We start from the raw sequence: 23,282 nt of genomic DNA, 5'->3' as shown, positions 1-23,282 counted from the left end.
CGACCCCCGCGACTTCGGCTAGGCTGTGAGCCACAAGCACAATAACTTCATCGGCCGCAAGGACGTGCCTGCTCCAATAGCGAAATTTCGCAGTCAACGCCATTGATGCAGGTCGCTGCAGCGAATAAAGGGGCATCGGGGCCCCACCGCACACCGATCACCCGATGGCGACAACAGCCTTGCAGGTCACAGCAGGAACTTTGGCCAAACCACCGACGGGCACTGTTGCCCTGAACTATGGTTTGGACCTGTTCCACTCATGTCCACTATGCATTCTGGAGAATTGTGAGCATCAATCCATTCGACGACGACAACGGCAGCTTTTTCGTCCTGGTGAACGACGAGGAGCAACACAGCTTGTGGCCGGCCTTCGCCGATGTTCCAGCTGGCTGGAGGGTGGTACACGGGGAAGCGGACCGCGCTGCGTGTTTGGAGTACATCGAGCAGCACTGGCCCGACATTCGGCCGAAGAGCCTGCGGGACAAGCTCGCAACGGGTCGGGGTTTTGATCAGTAACCTGCCGGGGTACGGGGCGGGTGGGTGGAGACTTGGGGGAGTCGATGGCGAGGGATGATCGGGCGTTTCCGCTGACGCGAGGGCAGCTTGATATCTGGTTATCCCAGGAAGCCGGTTTCGCCGGCACCCAGTGGCAGCTCGGTCTGCTGGTCAAGATCGACGGCAAGGTCCATCGCGACGCGCTCGAGCAGGCCATCACCCAGGCCGTCGCCGAAGCCGAACCCGGCCGGGTCTCGTTCTTCGAGGTCGACGGCCAGGTGGTGCAGAAGCCGATCGACTACCCGCACGTCGAGCTGGCTTTTCACGACCTGACCGACCACGCCGACCCGGTGGCCGAGGCGCGGGAGATGTCGTCCGCCATTCAGCGCACGCCGATGCCGTTGAACGGCCAAATGTTCAAATTCGTGCTTTTCCAAACAGGGCACGACGAATTCTATTTGTTTGGTTGCTGCCACCACATAGCTATCGACGGTCTGGGCATGGCTCTTGTTTGCCGACGGGTGGCCACCATTTATTCGGCAATGGTGGCCGGTAAGCCGATTCCGGACGCTTACTTCGGCACGGTGCAGGACCTGATCGACCTGGAGTCGGGCTACGAGGCCTCCCCGGACTATGCCGAGGACAAGGCGTACTGGAGCGAGCACCTGCCGCCGGAGAGCGGGCCGGTCGACCGGCTGCCCGACGCCGAAGGGGAGCGCGACCACTACTCGCCGTCCGCGTCGGTACAGCTGGACCCGTCCGTCGCCAACCGGATCAAGGAGCTGTCCAAAAAGCTTGCCATCCGCCGCTTTTCGGTCACCACCGCCGCGTGCGCGCTGTTGGTGCGCGGCTGGTCGGGTAGCGGATCGGAGGTGGCGCTGGACTTCCCGGTCAGCCGGCGGGTGCGTCCGGAGTCCAAAACGCTGCCCGCGATGCTGGCCGGCGTGGTGCCGCTGGTGCTCAGCACCGCGCCGGAGTCGACGGTCGCCGACTTCTGCAAGCACGTCGACAAGCGCATCCGCGAGCTGCTGGCGCACCAGCGCTTCCCGGTGCACACCCTCGAAGGCGACGGGTTGCGGCAGGCGCCCAACCGGGTCGGGATCAACTTCATCCCGTCCCGGCTGACGCTGGACCTGGCCGGTTCCCCGGCGACGGCGTCGTACACCAACCACGGCCCGGTGGGGCATTTCGGGTTGTTCTTCCTGGGCGCCGGCGACCAGCTGTTCCTCAGCACCGCGGGCCCGGGCCAACCGTTCGCCAGCTTCGGCGTCGCGGACCTGGCCGGTCGGCTGCAGCAGATCCTGGCCGCGATGACCGAGGACCCGGACCGCCCGCTGTCCTCGATCGAACTGCTGACCGGCGACGAGCCCGCGCTGATCGACCGGTGGAGCAACCGTCCGGCGCTGACCGAGCCCGCACCCGCCCCGGTGTCGATCCCCCAGGCCTTCGCCGAACACGTGCAGCGCACCCCCGACGCGGTGGCGGTGACGTTCGGGGCGACCTCGCTGACCTACGCCCAGCTCGACGAGGCGTCCAACCGGCTGGGCCATCTGCTCGCCGACCACGGCGTGGGCCCGGGCGACTGCGTGGCGGTGATGTTCCCCCGCTGCGCCGACGCCATCGTCTCGATGCTGGCGGTGCTCAAGACCGGGGCGGCCTACGTGCCGATCGACCCGGCGCACGCGTCGTCGCGGATGGACTTCGTGCTCGCCGACGCCGCCCCCAGCGCGGTGATCACCACCTCCGACCTGCGCTCGCGGCTGGACGATCACGACCTCCTCGTCATCGACGTGCACGACCCGGCCGTCGAAGCCCAGCCCGGCACCGCACTGCCGTGGCCGGCGCCGGAGAACACCGCCTACATCATCTACACCTCGGGAACCACCGGGACCCCCAAAGGTGTTGCCATTCCTCATCTCAACGTCACCTGGCTGATCGAGTCGCTGGACGCCGGCCTGCCGCCCGGAAACGTGTGGACGCAATGCCACTCGTCGGCGTTCGACTTCTCGGTGTGGGAGATCTTCGGCGCCCTGCTGCGCGGCCGGCGGCTGCTGGTGGTGCCCGAGTCGGTGGCGTCGTCGCCGGAAGACTTCCACGCCCTGCTGGTCGCGGAGCAGGTCAGCGTGCTCACCCAGACGCCGTCGGCGGTGGCGATGCTCTCACCCGAGGGCCTGGAGTCCACCGCGCTGGTGGTGGCCGGCGAGGCCTGCCCGACCGACGTGGTCGACCGGTGGGCGGCGCCCGGTCGGGTGATGCTGGACGCCTACGGCCCGACCGAGACCACGGTGTGCGCGTCCATCAGCACACCGCTGACGGCCGGCGACCCCGTGGTGCCGATCGGCTCGCCGATCGCCGGGGCGGCGATGTTCGTGCTCGACAAGTGGCTGCAGCCGGTGCCCGCCGGCGTGGTGGGCGAGCTGTACCTGGCCGGCCGCGGCGTGGGGCACGGCTACGTGCGCCGGCCCGGCCTGACCGCCTCGCGGTTCGTGCCCAACCCGTTCGGGGCCCCCGGCTCGCGGATGTACCGCACCGGCGACCTGGTGTGCTGGGGCCCCGACGGGCAGCTGCAGTATCTGGGCCGCGCCGACGAGCAGGTCAAGATCCGCGGCTTCCGCATCGAGCTCGGCGAAATCCAGTCGGTGCTGGCCGGTTTGGACGGGGTGGAGCAGGCGGCGGTGGTCGCCCGCGAGGACCGGCCCGGCGACAAGCGGCTGGTCGGCTACATCACCGGCACCGCCGACCCGGCCGAGCTGCGCGCGCAGCTGGCCGACCGGCTGCCGCCCTACATGGTCCCGACCGCGGTGATGGTGCTCGACGCGCTGCCGTTGACAGGCAACGGCAAGCTGGACAAGCGCGCGCTGCCCTCGCCGGAATACGCCGCCGGCGAATACCGGGCGCCCGGCGACGCGATCGAGGAGATCCTGGCCGACATCTACGCCCAGGTGCTGGGCGTGGAGCGGGTGGGTGTGGACGACTCGTTCTTCGACCTGGGCGGCGACAGCATCCTGTCCATGCAGGTGGTGGCCCGCGCCCGCGCGGCGGGGGTGATCTGTCGGCCGCGCGACGTGTTCGTCGAGCAGACGGTGGCCCGGCTGGCGCGGGTGTCCCAAGTGGCTGTCGACGGCGAGTTGGGCGCGGCCGACGAGGGGATCGGGCCGGTGCGGCCCACCCCGATCATGCGCTGGCTGCAGGACATCGACGGCCCGATCGACGAGTTCAACCAGACCATGGTGCTGGCCGCGCCCGCCGGGGTCGGTGTCGACGACGTCGCGGTGGTGCTGCAGGCACTGCTGGACCGCCACCCGATGCTGCGGCTGCGGGTGCAGGACGACGGCGCCGGTGGCTGGTCGCTGGAGGCGCCCGAGGTCGGCTCGGTGCGCGCGGCCGACTGCCTGCGCGCGGTCGACAGTTTGTCCGACGCCGCGCTCGTCGAGGCGCGGTCCCGGCTCAACGTGTCCGACGGCGTCCTGCTGTCCGCGGTATGGGCAAGCGAGACAAGCCAATTGGCGTTGGTTGTTCATCACCTGGCGGTTGATGGGGTGTCGTGGCGGACGTTGATCGAGGACATCAACATCGCCTGGGCGCAGCATCAGGGTGGTCAGGAGATCGCGTTGCCGGTGCCGGGCACGTCGTTTGCGCGGTGGTCGTCGATTCTGGCCGAGTACGCCAAGAGTCCGGCGGTGGTGGCTGCGGCGGCGGCGTGGCAGCAGGTGGTGGCCACGCCGGCGGTGTTGCCGGCGGTGGGGCCCGATGACACGTATGCGTCGGCGGGGCAGTTGTCGGCGTCGCTGGATGTGGAGACCACCCGGTTGTTGTTGGGGGAGGTGCCGGCGGCGTTTCACGCTGGGGTGCAAGACATTTTGTTGATTGCGTTCGGGTTGGCCTGCACGGAGTTCGTGGGTGGTGGCGCGCCGATCGGTATCGACGTGGAGGGTCACGGGCGGCACGAGGAGATCGCCTCGGGGGTGGATCTGTCTCGTACGGTGGGCTGGTTCACCACGAAATATCCTGTGGCACTGAGGATGAGCCGGCGTCTGGATTGGGCGCGGGTGGTGGCGGGGGAGGCCGCGCTGGGCGCGGTGATCAAGGATGCCAAGGAGCAGTTGCGGGCGCTGCCCGACGGCCTGAGCTACGGGTTGCTGCGCTACTTGAACCCCGAGATCGAGGTGCAGGGGCCGGATCCGGTGATCGGATTCAACTACCTGGGCCGGCTCGGCGCGCGGCGCCGACCTGTCCGAGGAGATGTGGCGGGTCAGCGCCGACAGCCTGTCATCGGCCGCGGTGGCAACGGCCGTGCCAATGCCGTTGGCGCACACCGTCGAACTCAACGCCGGCACCATGGACACCGACGCCGGCCCGCAGTTGCACGCCAACTGGCGCTGGGCGCGCTCCGTGCTCACCGACGAGCAGCTAAACCGGTTGAGCCGGTTGTGGTTCGAGGCGCTGACCGGCATCTGCGCGCACGTGCAGGCCGGCGGCGGCGGGCTGACGCCGTCCGACATCGCGCCCGCCCGCCTCGACCAGCAGCAGATCGACGAACTCTGCCAGCAGCACCAGATCGCCGACGTGCTGCCGCTGAGCCCGGTCCAGCAGGGGCTGCTGTTCCACACCGGCTTCGCCCAGGAACTCGAAGACCTCTACGCCGTGCAGCTCGGCATCACCGTGAGCGGCACCCTCGACCCGCACAGGCTGCGCGACGCGGTGCAGAACGCGGTCAACCGCCACCCCAACCTGGTCGCCCGCTTCTTCGACGAATTCGGCGAGCCGGTGCAGATCATTCCCGCCGAACCCGAAATGGCTTGGCGCTACCTCGAACTCGACGGTGGCGACATCGACGGACAGCTCGAGCAGCTGTCCGCGGACGAACGCGCCGCCGTGTGCGATTTGGCCGGCCAGCCCGCCTTCCGGGCCGCGCTGATCCGCATCGCCGACGACCGGCACCGGCTGCTGCTCACCATCCACCACATCGTGATCGACGGCTGGTCGCTGCCCGTGCTTCTCCAAGAGGTGTTCGCCGGCTACTACGGCCAGCGGCTGCCCGCGCCGCCGTCGTACCGCAGCTACCTGATGTGGCTGTCCGCCCAGGACCGGGCCGCCGCCCAGGACGCGTGGCGCGAGGCCCTGGCCGGGTTCGAGACCCCGACCCTGGTGGCCCCGCCGGGCAAGATCGGGCGGCGCGCCGTTGCCACCTATACGGTTTCGGCCGACACCACCAAGGCGCTCGGCGAGCTGGCCCGCTCCAGCCGCACCACCGTCAGCACCGTCCTGCAGGGCGCCTGGGCGCAGCTGCTCACCTGGCTGACCGGCCAGCACGACGTCGCCTTCGGCACCGCCGTCTCCGGCCGGCCCACCGAGCTGCCCGGCGCCGACGCCATGGTCGGCTTGTTGATCAACACCGTGCCGGTGCGCGCCGACATCGCCGCCGCGACCACCGTCGTCGACCTGCTCGAGCAGCTGCAACGCGCGCACGCCGACACGCTCGAGCATGAACACTTGGCGCTCAACGAAATTCACCGCGTCACCGGGCACGACCAACTGTTCGACACCCTGTTCCTCTACGAGAACTACCCGATCGACGCCAGCGCGCTGCTCGACGTGCACGAGCTGGCCGTCACCGAGTTCAGCAGCCGCGAATTCAACCACTACCCGCTGTCGGTGGTGGCCACCCCGGGCCACGAACTGAGCCTGCGGGTCGAGTACGACACCGAGGTGTTCGACGAGGCCGGCATCGAAACCCTGATCGAGCGGCTGCGCCAGGTGCTGGCGGCCATGACCACCGATCCCGGGCAGCGGCTGTCGGCGATCGACCTGCTCGACGCCGCCGAGCATGAGCGGCTCGACGCCTGGGGCAACCGGGCGGTGCTGACCCGGCGGCCCGCCGCGCAGGCCTCGATCCCGGCGCTGTTCGCCGCGCAGGTTGCCCGCGCCGCCGACGCGGTGGCGATCACCTGCGGCGAGCGGTCGTTCACCTACCGCGAGGTCGAGGAGTCGGCAAATCGGTTGGCGCACTTGCTTTCCGGGCAGGGCGCGGGCCCAGGTCAGCGGGTGGCGGTGGTCATTCCGCGCTCGGCCGAGGCAGTGGTGGCGATCTTCGCGGTGCTCAAGACCGGCGCCGCCTACGTGCCGATCGACCCCGGCGTGCCGGCGGCCCGGCTGCAGTTCGTGCTCGCTGACTCCGCACCCGTCGCCGCGGTCACCACGGCGGAGGTGCGCGACCGGCTGGACGGGTTCACCGGCCAGATCATCGATTTCGACGACCCCGCCGTCGCCGAGCAGCCCGCCACCGGCCTGCCCGTCCCGGCCGCCGACAACATCGCCTACATCATCTACACGTCGGGCACCACCGGAACCCCCAAGGGCGTGGCCATCCCACACCGCAACGTGACGTTGCTGCTGGAGACACTCGACGCTCAGCTGGGGTTGGGCCAGGTGTGGACGCAGTGTCACTCCCTGGCGTTTGACTTCTCGGTGTGGGAGGTCTTCGGCTCGCTGCTCTACGGCGGCCGCCTGGTCGTGGTGCCGGACGCGGTGGTGCGCTCGGCCGAAGACTTGCACGCGTTGTTGGTTCGTGAGCAGGTCAGTGTGTTGAGTCAGACGCCGTCGGCGTTTTATGCGTTGCAGAGTGCTGATGCGTTGGCCCCGGAGTTGGGTCAGCAGTTGAAGTTGCAGACGGTGGTGTTCGGCGGTGAGGCGCTGGAACCGCATCGGTTGGCGACGTGGCTGCATCATCATCCGGGGTTGCCGCGGATGATCAATATGTATGGCATTACCGAGACGACGGTGCATGCGTCGTTCCGGGAGATCGTCGATGCCGATGTGGATAGCAGCGACAGCCCGATCGGCGTGCCGCTGGCCAATCTGGCCTTCTTTGTGTTGGACGGGTGGTTGCGCCCGGTCCCGGTCGGTGTGGTCGGCGAGCTCTACGTGGCCGGTGGCGGCCTGGCCACCGGCTACGTCGGCAGGCCCGGCCTGTCCGCCACCCGCTTCGTGGCGTGCCCGTTCGGCGGGCCCGGCGCGCGGATGTACCGCACCGGCGACCTGGTGCGCTGGGGCGCCGACGGGCAGCTGCAGTACATGGGCCGCGCCGACGCGCAGGTCAAGATCCGCGGTTACCGCATCGAGCTCGGCGAGATCCAGGCCGCCCTGGCCGGTTTGGACGGCGTCGAGCACGCCGCCGTGATCGCCCGCGAGGACCGGCCCGGCGACAAGCGCCTGGTCGGCTACATCACCGGCACCGCCGACCCGGCCGAGGTCCGCGCGCAGCTGGGCGAGCGGCTGCCCGGCTACATGGTGCCCTCGGCGGTGGTGGTGCTCGACGCGCTGCCGCTGACCGTCAACGGCAAGCTGGACACCCGGGCCCTGCCCGCGCCCGAATACTCCGACGTCGACCGGTACCGCGCCCCGGTGACCGCGATCGAGGAGATCCTGGCCGACATCTATGCCCAGGTGCTGGGCGTGGAGCGGGTCGGGGTGGACGACTCGTTCTTCGACCTGGGCGGCGACAGCATCCTGTCCATGCAGGTGGTGGCCCGCGCCCGGGCCGCCGGCGTGATCTGCCGGCCCCGCGACGTCTTCACCGAGCAGACGGTGGCCCGGCTGGCCCGGGTCGCCACCGTCGCCACCGGCGACGACGACGTCGTCGACGAGGGCACCGGCCGGGTGGTGGCCACCCCGATCATGCGCTGGCTGCAGAACATGGACGGCCCGGTCGAGCAGTTCAACCAGACCATGGTGCTGGCCGCCCCCGCCGGCGTCACCCCCGACGACGTGGCCGCGGTGCTGCAGGCGCTGCTGGACCGGCACGCGATGCTGCGGCTGCGGGTCGAGGACGACGGCGCCGGCGGCTGGTCGCTGGAGGTGCCCGAGGCCGGCTCGGTGCAGGCCGCCGACTGCCTGGAGACCGTGGACGCGTTGTCGCCGGCGGCGCTGGTTGACGCCCGGTCGCGGCTGAACCTCGCCGACGGCATCCTGGTGCGCGCCGTATGGGCAAGCGAGACAAGCCAATTGGCGTTGATCATCCACCACCTGGCGGTCGACGGGGTGTCCTGGCGGACCCTGATCGAGGACCTCAACATCGCCTGGGCGCAACACCACAGCGGCCAGCCGGTGGCCCTGCCGACCGGCGGCATGTCGTTCGCCCGCTGGTCGGCGCTGCTCGAGGACCACGCCCGCCGGCCCGAGGTGGTCGAGCGCGCCGAGGACTGGCGGCAGGTGGCCGCCGTCCCGGCGGTGCTGCCCGGGGCGCAACCCGGGGACACCTACGCGACGGCCGGGCAGTTGTCGGCGTCGCTGGACGTGGAGACCACCCGGCTGCTGCTGGGCGAGGTGCCCGCGGCGTTTCACGCCGGGGTGCAAGACATTCTGCTGATCGCGTTCGGGCTGGCCTGGACACAGTTCATCGGCACCGGCGCGCCGATCGGCATCGACGTGGAGGGCCACGGCCGCAGCGAGGAGCTGGGCCCGCAGGTCGACCTGTCCCGTACGGTGGGCTGGTTCACGGCCAAGTACCCGGTGGCGCTGCGCCTCGGCGGGCTGTCCTGGGGTCAGGTGGTCGGCGGCGACGAGGCGTTGGGCGCGGTGGTCAAGGAGGCCAAGGAGCAACTGCGGGCCCTGCCCGACGGCCTGACCTACGGGTTGCTGCGCTACCTGAATCCCCAAGCGGGGCTGGATGTTTCGGATCCGGCGATCGCGTTCAACTACCTGGGCCGGCTCGGCGGCGGGGCCGCCGAGCTCTCACCCGAGCTGTGGCGGCTGAGCCCGGACAGCTTCGCGCTGGCCGGCGCGGCCGGGGCGGTGGAGCTGCCGCTGCCGCACACCGTGGAGCTCAACGCCGGCACCATGGACACCGAGGACGGCCCGCACCTGCAGGCCAACTGGACGTGGGCCCGCTCCGCGCTGGACGACAAGCAGATCGGCCGGCTTTCCGAGCTGTGGTTCGACGCCCTGGCCGGCATCTGCACGCACGTGCGGGCCGGCGGCGGCGGGCTGACGCCCTCGGACGTCGCCGCCGCCCGGCTGACCCAGCGGGACCTCGACGAGCTGGCTCAGCGGTACCGGGTCGCCGACGTGTTGCCGCTGACCCCGCTGCAACAGGGGCTGCTGTTCCACGCCGGCACCGCGCAGGGCAGCCAGGAACCCGAAGACCTCTACGCCGTCCAGCTGGACATCTCCGTGACCGGCGCCGTCGACCCCGACCGGCTGCGCGAGGCGGTGCGGACCGTCATCACCCGGCACCCCAACGTGGTGGCCCACTTCAGCGAGGACTTCGGCGAGCCGGTTCAGATTCTGTCCGCCGAGCCCGAGCTGGCCTGGCAGTACGTCGAGCTGGACGCCGGCGCCGACCTCGACGAGCAGGTGGAGCGGCTGTCGTCGGCCGAACGCGTCGCCGTCGGCGACCTGGCCCAGCCGCCGTTCCGGGGCGCGCTGATCCGCACCGCGGAGGACGCCTACCGGTTCGTGCTCACCAACCACCACATCGTGCTGGACGGCTGGTCCAAGCCGCTGCTGCTGCAAGAGATCTTCGCCGCCTATTTCGGGGTGCGGCTGCCCGCGCCGGTGCCTTACCGCAACTTCATCACCTGGCTGTCGGCGCAGGACCGGGCCGCGGCGCAGGCGGCCTGGCGCGAGGTGCTGGCCGGTTTCGACACCCCCACCCTGGTGGGCCCGTCGGGCCGGATGGCCCTCGGGCCGCGCGGCGTGGCCGAGTTCCACGTTCCCGCCGACACCAGCAGGCTGCTCGGCGAGCTGGCCCGCTCCTGCCGCACCACCGTGAGCACGGTGCTGCAGGCGGCCTGGGCGCAGCTGCTGATGTGGCTGACCGGGCAGCACGACGTGGTGTTCGGCACCGCGGTGTCGGGCCGTCCGACCGAATTGGCCGGATCCGAGTCGATGGTGGGCCTGCTGATCAACACCGTGCCGGTGCGCGCCACGATCGGCGCCGAAACCACCATCGCCGACCTGCTTGACCAGCTACAACGGGCTTACACCCACACGCTGGAGCATCAGCACCTGGCGCTGAACGATATCCATCGTGTAACGGGGCACGACCAGATTTTCGACACAATGTTCGTGTACGAGAACTATCCCATCGATACTGCCGCGCTATCGGCTGTGGACGAGTTAACTATTACTGGATTTACGAACCGGGAATACAACCACTATCCACTTTCGGTGCAAGCCGTGCCGGGCCATGAGATCGGTCTTCGCGTCGAGTTCGATACCGACGTGTTCGGCGAGGCAAGGATCGAAAAGCTGATCGAACGATTCCGGCGCGTGCTGGAAGCCATGACCGTGGACTTGGAGGAACAGTCATGACCGTCGGTGCGGGACGGCGATTGTTGTCGATCGATCTGCTGGATGGCGGCGAGCACGACCGGCTGGACGAGTGGGGTAACCGGGCGATCCTGACCAAGCCGGTCAAGGCTCCGGCGTCGATCCCGGGGATGTTCGCGGCCCAGGTGGCGCGCTCCGCGGAGGCCGTGGCGCTGTCCTTCGAGGGTCGCTCGATGACGTACCGCGAGCTCGACGAGGCGTCGAACCGGCTGGCGCACCTGCTGGCCGAGCAGGGCGCGGCCCCCGGCGAGTGCGTGGCTTTGCTGTTCTCCCGGTCCGACGAGGCGATCGTGTCGATCCTGGCGGTGCTCAAGACCGGCGCGGCCTACCTGCCGATCGACCCGGCGCTGCCCGCGGCGCGGATGGAATTCATGCTCGGCGACGCCACCCCGATCGCCGCCGTCACCACCGCCGGCCTGCGCGACCGGCTGGAGGGCTTCGACCTGCCGGTGATCGACGTCGACGAGGCCGCCGCGGAGATCGAGCGCACCCAGCCCAGCAGCGCGCTGCCCGGGCCGTCGCCCGACGACATCGCCTACATGATCTACACCTCGGGCACCACCGGCACCCCCAAGGGCGTGGCGGTCACCCACCGCAACGTGACCGAGTTCCTGAAGACCCTGCACCCCAAGCTGCCGTCGGGCCCGGGACAGGTGTGGTCGCAGTGGCACTCGCTGGTCTTCGACGTCTCGGTGTGGGAGACCTGGGGTGCGCTGCTGCACGGCGGGCGCCTGGTGGTGGTGCCCGAATCGGTGGCCGGTTCGCCCGATGACCTGCACGACCTGCTGGTGGCCGAGGGCGTCACCGTGCTCAGCCAGACCCCGTCGGCGGTGGGCATGCTCTCGCCGGAGGGCCTGGACTCGACGGCGCTGGTCGTCGCCGGTGAGGCCTGCCCGGCCGAGGTGGTCGACCGGTGGGCGCCGGGCCGGGTGATGATCAACGCCTACGGCCCGACCGAGGCCACCGTGTACGCCGCGATGAGCGCCCCGCTGACCGCGGAGTCCGGCGCCCCGCCGATCGGCTCGCCGGTTCCCGGCGCGGCGCTGTTCGTGCTCGACAAGTGGTTGCGGCCCGCGCCCGAGGGCGTGGTCGGCGAGCTGTACATCGCCGGCCGCGGCGTCGCCACCGGATACGCACGCCGGGCGGGCCTGACCGCCTCGCGGTTCGTGGCCTGCCCGTTCGGCGGGCCGGGCGCGCGGATGTACCGCACCGGTGACCTGGTCCGGTGGGGCGCCGACGGGCAACTGCAATACCTCGGCCGCGCCGACGAACAGGTCAAGATCCGCGGCTACCGCATCGAACTCGGCGAGATCCAGTCCGCCCTGGCCGCGCTCGACGGCGTGGACCAGGCCGCTGTCATCGCCCGCGAGGACCGCCCCGGCGACAAGCGCCTGGTCGGCTACATCACCGGCACCGCCGACCCGGCCGAGCTGCGCACCCAGCTGGGCAAGCGGCTGCCCGCCTACATGGTCCCGGCCGCGGTGGTGGTGCTCGAGTCGCTGCCGTTGACCGTCAACGGCAAGCTGGACAAGCGCGCCCTGCCCGCGCCGGAATACCACAAGCGCGCCGGCCAGTACCGCGCCCCGTCCAACCACACCGAGGAGATCCTGGCCGACATCTACGCCCAGGTCCTCGGCGTGGAGCGGGTCGGTGTCGACGACTCCTTCTTCGACCTGGGCGGCGACAGCATCCTGTCCATGCAGGTGGTCGCCCGCGCCCGGGCGGCGGGGGTGATCTGCCGGCCGCGCGACGTGTTCGTCGAGCAGACGGTGGCCCGGCTGGCCCGGGTGGCCAGCGACGGCGCCGACGAGGAGCAGGTGGTCGACGAGGGCATCGGGCCGGTGCAGGCCACCCCGATCATGCGCTGGCTGCAAACCGTGCAGGGCCCGATCGACGACTTCAACCAGACCATGGTGCTGGCCGCGCCGTCGGGCGTCACCGCCGACGACGTCGCGGTGGTGCTGCAGGCGCTGCTGGACCGCCACCCGATGCTGCGGCTGCGGGTCGAGGACGACGGCGCCGGCGGCTGGAACCTGCAGGCGCCCGAGCCGGGCTCGGTGCGCGCCGCCGACTGCCTGCAGTCGGTCGACACCCTGTCCGACGCGGTGCTCGTCGCGGCACGGTCCCGGCTGAACCCGGGCGCCGGCGTCATGGTGAGCGCGGTATGGGCAAGTGAGACAAGCCAATTGGCGTTGATCATCCACCACGTGGCCGTCGACGGGGTGTCCTGGCGGACCCTGATCGAGGACCTCAACATCGCCTGGGCGCAACACCACAGCGGCCAGCCGGTGGCACTGCCGGCCGGCGGCACCTCGTTCGCCCGGTGGTCGTCGCTGCTGGCCGAACACGCGCTGACCCCGGCGGTGGTCGAGCAGGCCGACGCCTGGCGCGAGGTGGTGGCCACCCCGGCCGTGCTGCCGGCGGTACAGCCCGAGGTGGACACCTACCAGAGCGCCGAGCAGCTGTCGGTCTCGCTGGACGTCGACACCACCCGGCTGCTGCTGGGCGAGGTGCCCGCCGCGTTCCACGCCGGCGTGCAGGACATCCTGCTGATCGCCTTCGCGATGGCCTGGACGCAGGTCGTCGGCGCCGGCACCCCGATCGGCATCGACGTCGAGGGCCACGGGCGCCACGAGGAGCTGGGCCCGCACGTGGACCTGTCGCGCACCGTGGGTTGGTTCACCACCAAATACCCGGTGGCGCTGGCGATCGACGGCCTGGACTGGGCCAGCGTGGTGGCCGGCGACGACGCGCTGGGCGCGGCGGTCAAGGCCGCCAAGGAGCAGCTGCGCGCCCTGCCCGACGGCCTGACCTACGGGCTGCTGCGCTACCTCAACCCGGACGTCGACCTCGGCGGGTCCGACCCGGTCATCGGGTTCAACTACCTGGGCCGGCTGGGCGCGGCCGCGGACCTGCCCGGCGAGCTGTGGCGGCTGAGCCCGGACAGCCTGTCGCTGAGCGGCGCGGCCGCCGCGGTGGCGATGCCGCTGATGCACACCGTGGACCTCAACGCCGGCACCATGGACACCGAGGACGGCCCGCACCTGCACGCCAACTGGACGTGGGCGCCCTCGGCGGTGGACCGCGACCAGATCAGCCGGTTGAGCCAGCTGTGGTTCGAGGCGCTGGCCGGGATCTGCGCGCACGTGCGGGCCGGCGGCGGCGGGCTGACCCCGTCCGACATCCTGCCCGCGCGGCTGAACCAGCGCCAGATCGACGAGCTGAGCAAGCAGCACCAGATCGCCGACATCCTGCCGCTGACCCCGCTGCAGCAGGGTCTGCTCTTCCACGCCAGCTTCGCCCAGGACCCGGGCGACGACGTCTACGCGGTGCAGCTGGGCATCACGGTGACCGGCGCCCTGGATTCGCACCGCCTGCACGACGCCGTGCACACCGTCGTCAACCGCCACCCCAACCTGGCCGCCCGGTTCTGCCCGCAGTACGGCGAACCCGTGCAGGTCGTCCCGGCCGACCCGGTGATGGCCTGGCGGTACATCCAGCTGGGCCCCGAAGACGTCGACCCGGAACAAAAGGTGGAGGAGCTGTGCGCCGCCGAACGCGCCGCCGTCAGCGACCTGGCCAACCGGCCGGCGTTCCGGGCCGCGCTGATCCGCACCGCGGACAACCGGCACCGGTTCGTGCTGACCAACCACCACATCGTGATGGACGGCTGGTCGCTGCCCATCCTGCTGCGCGAGATCCTGGCCATCTACTACGGCGACCAGCTGCCCGCGCCCGCCACCTACCGCAGCTACCTGACCTGGCTGGCCGGCCAGGACCGCAGCGCGGCGCAGGCGGCCTGGCGTCAGGTGCTGGACGGATTCGACACGCCCACCCTGGTGGGCCCGGCCGGCCGGATGCGGCTCGGCCGGCGCGCCGTGGAGTCCTACCGGCTGTCCGCCGAGACCACCCGCGCGCTGGGCGAGCTGGCCCGCGCCTGCCACACCACCGTCAACACGGTGCTGCAGGCCGGCTGGGCGCAGCTGCTGATGCGACTGACCGGTCAGCATGACGTGGCGTTCGGCACCGCGGTGTCGGGCCGGCCGGCCGACCTGGCCGGCGCCGAGTCCATGGTGGGCCTGCTGATCAACACCGTGCCGGTGCGGGCCAACACCCACGCCGAAACCACCGTCGCCGACCTGCTGGACCAGCTGCAGCAGCACCACAACGACACCCTGGAACACGAGCACCTGGCGCTCAGCGAGATCCACCGGGTGACCGGGCACGACGCGCTGTTCGACACCCTGTTTCTGTACGAGAACTATCCGATCGACACCAGCGTGCCGCTGGGATTCCACGAGTTGGCCATCACCGATGTCACCAACCGCGAGTACAACCACTACCCGCTGTCGGTGATGGCGCTGCCGGGTCGCGAGCTCGGCCTGCGCGTCGAATTCGACACCGACGTGTTCGACGCGGCCGGCATCGAGAAGCTGACCGAGCGGTTCCAGCGGGTGCTGTCGGAGATGACGGCCGACCCGACTCGACGGCTGACATCGCTGGAGGTGATGGACGAGGCCGAGCACGAGCTGCTCGACGCGTGGGGCAACCGGCCGGTGCTGAGCCAGCCGGCCACCGGCACCTCGATCCCGGCGCTGTTCGCCGCGCAGGTGGCCCGCACCCCGGACGCGGCGGCGCTGACCTTCCAGGGTCGCTCGATGAGCTATCGGGAACTCGACGAGGCGTCAAACCGGTTGGCGCACTTGCTGATCGAGGAGGGCGCCGGCCCGGGCGAGTGCGTGGCGCTGCTGTTCTCCCGCTCGGCCGAGGCGATCGTGTCCATCCTGGCGGTGCTCAAGACCGGGGCGGCGTACCTGCCGATCGACCCGGCGCTGCCCGCCGCGCGCATCGAGTTCCTGCTCGGCGACGCCGAGCCGGTCGCCGTGGTCACCACGGCCGCGCTGCGGTCGCGGCTGGACGGCTGCAAGCCGTCGGTCGTCGACGTCGACGACCCCGCGCTGGACGGCCAGCCCAGCGCCGCGCTGCCCGTCCCGTCGTCGGACAACATTGCCTACCTGATCTACACCTCGGGCACCACCGGCGTGCCCAAGGGGGTGGCGGTCAGCCACGACAACGTCGCCCAGCTGGTGGAGTCGCTGCACGCCGACCTGCCCGAGGGCGGGGTGTGGGCGCAGTGGCACTCGCTGGTGTTCGACGTGTCGGTGCACGAGATCTGGGGTGCGCTGCTGCACGGCGGGCGCCTGGTGGTGGTGCCCGAGTCGGTCGCCGCCTCCCCGGACGAGTTGCACGACCTGTTGGTCGCCGAGGGCGTCACCGTGCTCAGCCAGACCCCGTCGGCGGTGGGCATGCTCTCGCCGGAGGGCCTGGACTCGACGGCGCTGGTCGTCGCCGGTGAGGCCTGCCCGGTCGAGATCGTGGACCGGTGGGCGCCGGGCCGGGTGATGATCAACGCCTACGGCCCGACCGAGGCGACGGTGTACGCCGCGATGAGCACGCCGCTGCAGCCCGGCACCGGGTCGGCGCCGATCGGGTCGCCGGTGCCGCGCGCCGCGCTGTTCGTGCTGGACCGGTGGCTGCGCCCGGCACCCCCGGGTGTGGTCGGCGAGCTGTACATCGCCGGTCACGGCGTGGCCACCGGGTACGCGCGCCGATCGGGCTTGACGGCGTCGCGGTTCGTGGCCTGCCCCTTCGGCGGCCCCGGCGCGCGGATGTACCGCACCGGCGACCTGGTCCGGTGGAACCAGGACGGTCAGCTCGAATACCTGGGCCGCGCCGACGAACAGGTCAAGCTGCGCGGCTACCGCATCGAGCTCGGCGAGGTGCAGGCGGCGCTGGCCGGCCTGGACGGCGTGGAGCAGGCGGCGGTGATCGCCCGCGAGGACCGGCCCGGCGACAAGCGCCTCGTCGGCTACATCACCGGCACCGCCGACCCGGTCGGCATCCGCATCCAGTTGGCCGAGCGGCTGCCCGCCTACATGGTGCCGGCGGCGGTGGTGGTGCTGGACGCGCTGCCGCTGACCGTCAACGGCAAGCTGGACAAGCGCGCCCTGCCCGCCCCCGAGTACCGGAAGCGGGGCGGCGAATACATCGCCCCGACGAATCCGACCGAGGAGACCGTGGCCGGCATCTTCGCCCGGGTGCTCGGGATGGAGCGGGTCTCGATCGACGACTCCTTCTTCGAGCTGGGCGGCGACTCGCTGTCCGCGATGCGGGTGATCGCCGAGATCAACACCGCCGTCGACGGCGCGCTGTCGGTGCGCACCCTGTTCGACTCGCAGTCGGTGCGGGCGCTGAGCCAGCGGATCACCAGCGGCGCCGACGCCGAGAACGCCGCGGGCCCCGGCTTCGCGGCGGTGCACGGCGCCGACGCCAAGGAGGTGTACGCCCGGGACCTGACCCTGGACAAGTTCCTCGACGCGACGACGCTGTCGACCGCGCCGACGCTGCCCGGTCCCAGCCCCGAGGTGCGTACCGTCCTGCTGACCGGGGCGACCGGCTTTTTGGGCCGCTACCTGGTGCTGGAATGGCTCGAGCAGCTGGAGCAGGTCGACGGCAAGCTGATCTGCCTGGTGCGGGCCCGCTCCGACGAGGAGGCCTGGGGCCGGCTGGAGAAGACCTTCAACACCGGCGACCCGGAGCTGTTGCGGCACTTCCAGGAACTGGCCGAGGAACACCTGCAGGTGGTGGCCGGCGACAAGGGCCAGGCCAACCTCGGTCTGGACGAGCAGACCTGGCAGCAGCTGGCCGACACCGTCGACCTGATCGTCGACTCCGCGGCCGTGGTCAACGGCGTGCTGCCCTACAGCGAGCTGTTCACCCCCAACGTGGGCGGCACGGCCGAGCTGATCCGGCTGGCGCTGACCACGAGGAAGAAGCCGTTCGCGTACGTGTCGACGTCGGACGTGGGACGCCAGATCGAGCCGTCGGCGTTCACCGAGGACGCCGACATCCGGGTCATCAGCGCCACCCGCGTCATCGACGGCAGCTACGCCAACGGGTACGGCAACAGCAAGTGGGCCGGCGAGGTGTTGCTGCGCGAGGCCCACGACCTGTGCGGGCTGCCGGTCTCGGTGTTCCGCTCCGACATGATCCTGGCCGACACCAGCTACGCCGGCCAGCTCAACGTGACGGACATCTTCACCCGGATGATCCTGAGCATCGTGGCCACCGGCACCGCGCCCAAGTCGTTCTACCGGCTCGACGCCGACGGCAACCGGCAGCGCTCGCACTTCGACGCCCTGCCCGTCGAGTTCGTCGCCGAGGCGATCGCCAAGCTCGGCGCCCAGGTGATGGACGGGTTCGAGACCTACCACGTGATGAACCCGCACGACGACGGGATCGGGCTCGACGAGTACGTCGACTGGCTGATCGAGGCGGGCTACCCGATCGAGCGGGTCGACGACTTCGGCGAGTGGCTGCAACGCTTCGAAACCGGTCTGCGCGGGCTGCCGGAACGGCAGCGGCAGAACTCGGTGCTGCAGATGTTGCTGTTGCTGCTGCGCGACCCGAAGAACCTGCAGCTCGCCGAGCCGGCCCGCGGCGCCTTCGCGCCGACCGACCGGTTCCGGGCCGCGGTGCAGGAAGCCAAAGTCGGCTCCGACAATGACATCCCGCACATCAGCGCGCCGGTGATCGTCAAGTACGTCACCGACCTGCAACTGCTCGGTTTGCTCTAACCCTCCGAGAACTCCGGCGACGGCCTGGTCCCCGCGGACTGCGCCGTCGCCGGAGCATGCGCGTGTCCCGTCGCCTTGCACGGAGACCCCCCTGCCTATCACGGGGCAATAACGCCCGATGCCCGGTCCGCGGCCGCATACCCCCATCACCAATCCATACTGTATGGCATTGGAACGCGTTTCGGCAGTACCTGAAGTACGTATACGACCTAAATACTGGTGGCGAATCTACTGAGTTGGCCAATTCACAGGACATTAAGTTTGAATAACTCTGGACCAGCGGGGTTGTCGTCTACTAGCCTTCCCAACTGTTGCACTCGTGTTGACTACGAGGCCTTGGGAGTCGGTGAGCGCCAAGCATTCGGTGGCGACAGCCGCCGGCTTCGCCGCCTCGGTCCACCACGAGGGCAGCCACGGTTGCGGTCCGTCTTTGCCGGCGCTCCAGCCGGTCGCCGGGTGGAGCACGGCAGAGCGGATCGCGCCGCGCGCCGGGGCCGCACCGGGTAGAGAACACTTGCTCGAGCGGCTTCATCAACCGGGGGGTTGAAAGGCAGACCCTGTGGTTGGGGAGATGGATGGAGCTTGATGCTCAAGCACTTCCGCTTACGCGCGGACAGCTAGACATCTGGCTTGCGCAGGCAACGGGTCACTCCAGCACCGAGTGGCAGCTCGGCCTGTTCGTGCGCATCGACGGCCGCGTCGAGCGCGACGCGTTGCACTGGGCGATCCGGCAGGCGGTGCAGGAGGCTGAACCCGCCCGTGTCGCGTTCTTCGAGGTGGACGGCGCGGTCTACCAGCGGGCGATCGAGCATCCGGACGTCGAGCTGACCTTCGACGACCTGAGCGGCCTGGACGACCCGGTGGCCGAGGCCCGCCGCCGGGCGCTGGCGATCCAGCGCACGCCGATGCCGCTGTCCGGGCCGTTGTTCCGGTTCGCCCTCTTTGCGACCCGGCGGGACCAGTTCTACTTGTTCGCCTGCTGCCACCACATCGTCATCGACGGCACCGGCGTCGGGCTGGTCGGTCACCGCATCGCCTCCATCTACTCCGCGATCGTCGCCGCCGGACCCATCCCGACGGCCGTCTTCGGCTCGCTGCGGGAGCTGGTCGAGTGCGAGTCGCACTACGAATCCTCGGCCGACTACCGCGACGACGAGGCCTACTGGCTGGCGAACCTTCCGCCCGAAACCACCCGGCTGCCGGCCGCCCCGGCGCAGCGTGACCCGTGGCCGTCGGCGCCGGTGCCGCTGGACGCCGACGTCGTGCGCCGGGTGCGCCGGCTGTCGGAGGTCTGGGGCGTCTCGCAGACCTCGGTCATCACCGCGGCCTGCGCCCTGCTGGTGCGGGCCTGGGACGGCGACGGCTCCGGCGTCGTGCTCGACTTCCCGGTCAGCCGGCGGGTGCGCCCGGAGCTCAAGACGCTGCCCGGGATGGTCGCCGGGGTGGTGCCGCTGGTGTTGAGCCTGGCGCCGCAGTGCACGGTCGCCGCCTTCTGCCGGCACGTCGAGACCCGCATCGACGAGGCGATCCAGCACCAGCGATTCCCGGTGCACGCGCTGGAGCGCAAGGTCCGCGGCTTGGCCCGGCCGCCCGAACGGGTGAGCGTCAACTTCATCCCGTCGGCATTCACCCTGCCGTTCGGCGGCGTCACCGCGTCGGCGTCGTACACCAACTCCGGCCAGGCCGACGGGTTCGGGTTGATCTTCTCCAGCGACGGCGACGAGCTGTTCTTCAGCACGGCGGGTAGCTGGGCACCGTGGTCGGGGCTGGGCGCTGCCGAGTTGGCCGACCGGCTGCAAGGGGTGCTGACGGCGATGACCGCCGATCCCACCCGGCCGTTGCGGTCGCTGCAGCTGCTCGACCAGAGCGGGCGCGACCGACTCGATCTGTTCGGCCGCCGCGCCGCGCTGTCCGAGCCGCTGGCACCGGTGTCGGTGGTGGACCTGTTCGCGGCGCAGGTGGCCCGCACACCGGACGCGGTGGCGCTGACGTGCCGGGGCCGGTCGATGACGTACCGCGAGCTCGACCTGGCGGCCAACCGGCTGGCGCACGCGTTGATCGATCGTGGCGCCGGCCCGGGCGAGCTTGTGGCCCTGGTGTTTTCGCGCTCGGCTGAGGCGATCGTGGCGATTTTGGCGGTGCTGAAATCCGGTGCGGCGTACCTGCCGATCGACCCGGCACTGCCGGCGGCCCGCATCGAGTTCATGCTGGCCGACGCCGCCCCGATCGCCGCGGTCGGCACCGCGGCGCTGGCCGGCACGTTGGACGGGTTCGAGCTGCCGGTCATCGACGTCGACGATCCGGCGCTGGCCGGCCAACCCGGCACGGCACCGCCGACGCCGGCCCCGGACGACCTGGCCCACCTCATCTACACCTCGGGCACCACCGGCGTGCCGAAAGGTGTTGCGGTGACTCACCATAACGTTGCGCAGTTGTTCGACGACCTGCGCATCGGCATCGAGTTGTCGGCGCAGCAGGTGTGGACCCAATTCCATTCCTACGCTTTCGATTTCTCGGTGTGGGAGATCTGGGGTGCGCTGCTGCACGGCGGCCGCCTGGTGGTGGTGCCCGACGCGGTGACCCAAGCTCCCGACGAGTTGCACGCGCTGCTGGTCGACGAGGGCGTCACCGTGCTGACGCAGACCCCGTCGGCGGTCTCGACCCTGTCGCCGCACGGGCTGGACTCGGTGGCGCTGGTGGTCGGCGCCGAGCCGTGCCCGGCCGAGCTGGTGGATCGGTGGGCGCCGGACCGGGTGATGGTCAACGTCTACGGCCCCACCGAAACCACCATGTGGGCCTCCCACAGCGCGCCGCTGACCGCGGGATCCGGCGTGCCGCCCATCGGCTGGCCTGTGCGCGGGGCGGCCTTCTTTGTGTTGGACGGCTGGTTGTGTCCGGTGCCGGTGGGTGTGGTCGGGGAGTTGTACGTGGCGGGTGTGGGTGTGGGAGTGGGGTATTGGGGGCGTGGGGGTTGACGGCATCGAGCCGATGGGCGGCACGCCGGATCCCGCGGTCAGCGGCGCGCTGTGGGAGGCCCACATGGTGGTTTCGGTGGGGCCGTAGACGTTGACCATCACCCGGTCCGGCGCCCACCGATCCACCAGCTCGGCCGGGCACGGCTCGGCGCCGACCACCAGCGCCACCGAGTCCAGCCCGTGCGGCGACAGGGTCGAGACCGCCGACGGGGTCTGCGTCAGCACGGTGACGCCCTCGTCGACCAGCAGCGCGTGCAACTCGTCGGGAGCTTGGGTCACCGCGTCGGGCACCACCACCAGGCGGCCGCCGTGCAGCAGCGCACCCCAGATCTCCCACACCGAGAAATCGAAAGCGTAGGAATGGAATTGGGTCCACACCTGCTGCGCCGACAACTCGATGCCGATGCGCAGGTCGTCGAACAACTGCGCAACGTTATGGTGAGTCACCGCAACACCTTTCGGCACGCCGGTGGTGCCCGAGGTGTAGATGAGGTGGGCCAGGTCGTCCGGGGCCGGCGTCGGCGGTGCCGTGCCGGGTTGGCCGGCCAGCGCCGGATCGTCGACGTCGATGACCGGCAGCTCGAACCCGTCCAACGTGCCGGCCAGCGCCGCGGTGCCGACCGCGGCGATCGGGGCGGCGTCGGCCAGCATGAACTCGATGCGGGCCGCCGGCAGTGCCGGGTCGATCGGCAGGTACGCCGCACCGGATTTCAGCACCGCCAAAATCGCCACGATCGCCTCAGCCGAGCGCGAAAACACCAGGGCCACAAGCTCGCCCGGGCCGGCGCCACGATCGATCAACGCGTGCGCCAGCCGGTTGGCCGCCAGGTCGAGCTCGCGGTACGTCATCGACCGGCCCCGGCACGTCAGCGCCACCGCGTCCGGTGTGCGGGCCACCTGCGCCGCGAACAGGTCCACCACCGACACCGGTGCCAGCGGCTCGGACAGCGCGGCGCGGCGGCCGAACAGATCGAGTCGGTCGCGCCCGCTCTGGTCGAGCAGCTGCAGCGACCGCAACGGCCGGGTGGGATCGGCGGTCATCGCCGTCAGCACCCCTTGCAGCCGGTCGGCCAACTCGGCAGCGCCCAGCCCCGACCACGGTGCCCAGCTACCCGCCGTGCTGAAGAACAGCTCGTCGCCGTCGCTGGAGAAGATCAACCCGAACCCGTCGGCCTGGCCGGAGTTGGTGTACGACGCCGACGCGGTGACGCCGCCGAACGGCAGGGTGAATGCCGACGGGATGAAGTTGACGCTCACCCGTTCGGGCGGCCGGGCCAAGCCGCGGACCTTGCGCTCCAGCGCGTGCACCGGGAATCGCTGGTGCTGGATCGCCTCGTCGATGCGGGTCTCGACGTGCCGGCAGAAGGCGGCGACCGTGCACTGCGGCGCCAGGCTCAACACCAGCGGCACCACCCCGGCGACCATCCCGGGCAGCGTCTTGAGCTCCGGGCGCACCCGCCGGCTGACCGGGAAGTCGAGCACGACGCCGGAGCCGTCGCCGTCCCAGGCCCGCACCAGCAGGGCGCAGGCCGCGGTGATGACCGAGGTCTGCGAGACGCCCCAGACCTCCGACAGCCGGCGCACCCGGCGCACGACGTCGGCGTCCAGCGGCACCGGCGCCGACGGCCACGGGTCACGCTGCGCCGGGGCGGCCGGCAGCCGGGTGGTTTCGGGCGGAAGGTTCGCCAGCCAGTAGGCCTCGTCGTCGCGGTAGTCGGCCGAGGATTCGTAGTGCGACTCGCACTCGACCAGCTCCCGCAGCGAGCCGAAGACGGCCGTCGGGATGGGTCCGGCGGCGACGATCGCGGAGTAGATGGAGGCGATGCGGTGACCGACCAGCCCG

The 23,282-nt window shown here is 70.6% G+C and carries 3 protein-coding genes and 2 pseudogenes; 4 read left to right on the top strand and 1 reads right to left on the bottom strand.

Features of this window, described 5'->3' with window-relative positions; genetic code table 11:
- Positions 1-285: 285 nt before the first annotated feature.
- The 4 genes and pseudogenes from NF20_RS08975 to NF20_RS08960 all read left to right on the top strand — a co-directional run bounded on the left by NF20_RS08975 (position 286) and on the right by NF20_RS08960 (position 21,439).
- The gene (locus NF20_RS08975; RefSeq protein ID WP_003877688.1) at positions 286-516 is read left to right on the top strand and encodes an MbtH family protein; all 231 of its coding nucleotides are present in this window, start codon (positions 286-288) and stop codon (positions 514-516) included.
- A gap of 44 nt (positions 517-560) precedes the next feature.
- Positions 561-10,809: pseudogene (locus NF20_RS28690) on the top strand (amino acid adenylation domain-containing protein).
- Positions 10,806-18,464 (top strand): non-ribosomal peptide synthetase, encoded by a 7,659-nt coding sequence (locus tag NF20_RS28685; RefSeq protein ID WP_033717266.1) that lies wholly within the window; start codon positions 10,806-10,808, stop codon positions 18,462-18,464. Before NF20_RS28690 ends, NF20_RS28685 begins: the two are co-directional and overlap by 4 nt.
- Positions 18,465-19,039: 575 nt before the next feature.
- Entirely contained in the window at positions 19,040-21,439 is a 2,400-nt protein-coding gene (locus NF20_RS08960) for a non-ribosomal peptide synthetase (RefSeq protein WP_033717284.1), read from the top strand.
- A 6-nt stretch (positions 21,440-21,445) separates the two neighbouring features.
- Here NF20_RS08960 and NF20_RS08955 read toward each other — a convergent pair.
- Positions 21,446-23,282, bottom strand: a pseudogene (locus tag NF20_RS08955) (AMP-binding protein); the annotation flags it as partial.

It is taken from the genome of Mycobacterium sp. MAC_080597_8934, assembly GCF_000523975.1.
Lineage (GTDB): Bacteria > Actinomycetota > Actinomycetes > Mycobacteriales > Mycobacteriaceae > Mycobacterium > Mycobacterium avium.
This window is presented reverse-complemented; position numbering and strand designations above follow the sequence as displayed.

What these genes read in the sequence shown, in the direction of transcription:
- NF20_RS28685 (WP_033717266.1), top strand. Translation starts at nt 10,806, where the DNA reads ATGACCGTCGGTGCGGGACGGCGATTGTTGTCGATCGATCTGCTGGAT.
- NF20_RS08960 (WP_033717284.1), top strand. Translation starts at nt 19,040, where the DNA reads ATGGAGCTTGATGCTCAAGCACTTCCGCTTACGCGCGGACAGCTAGAC.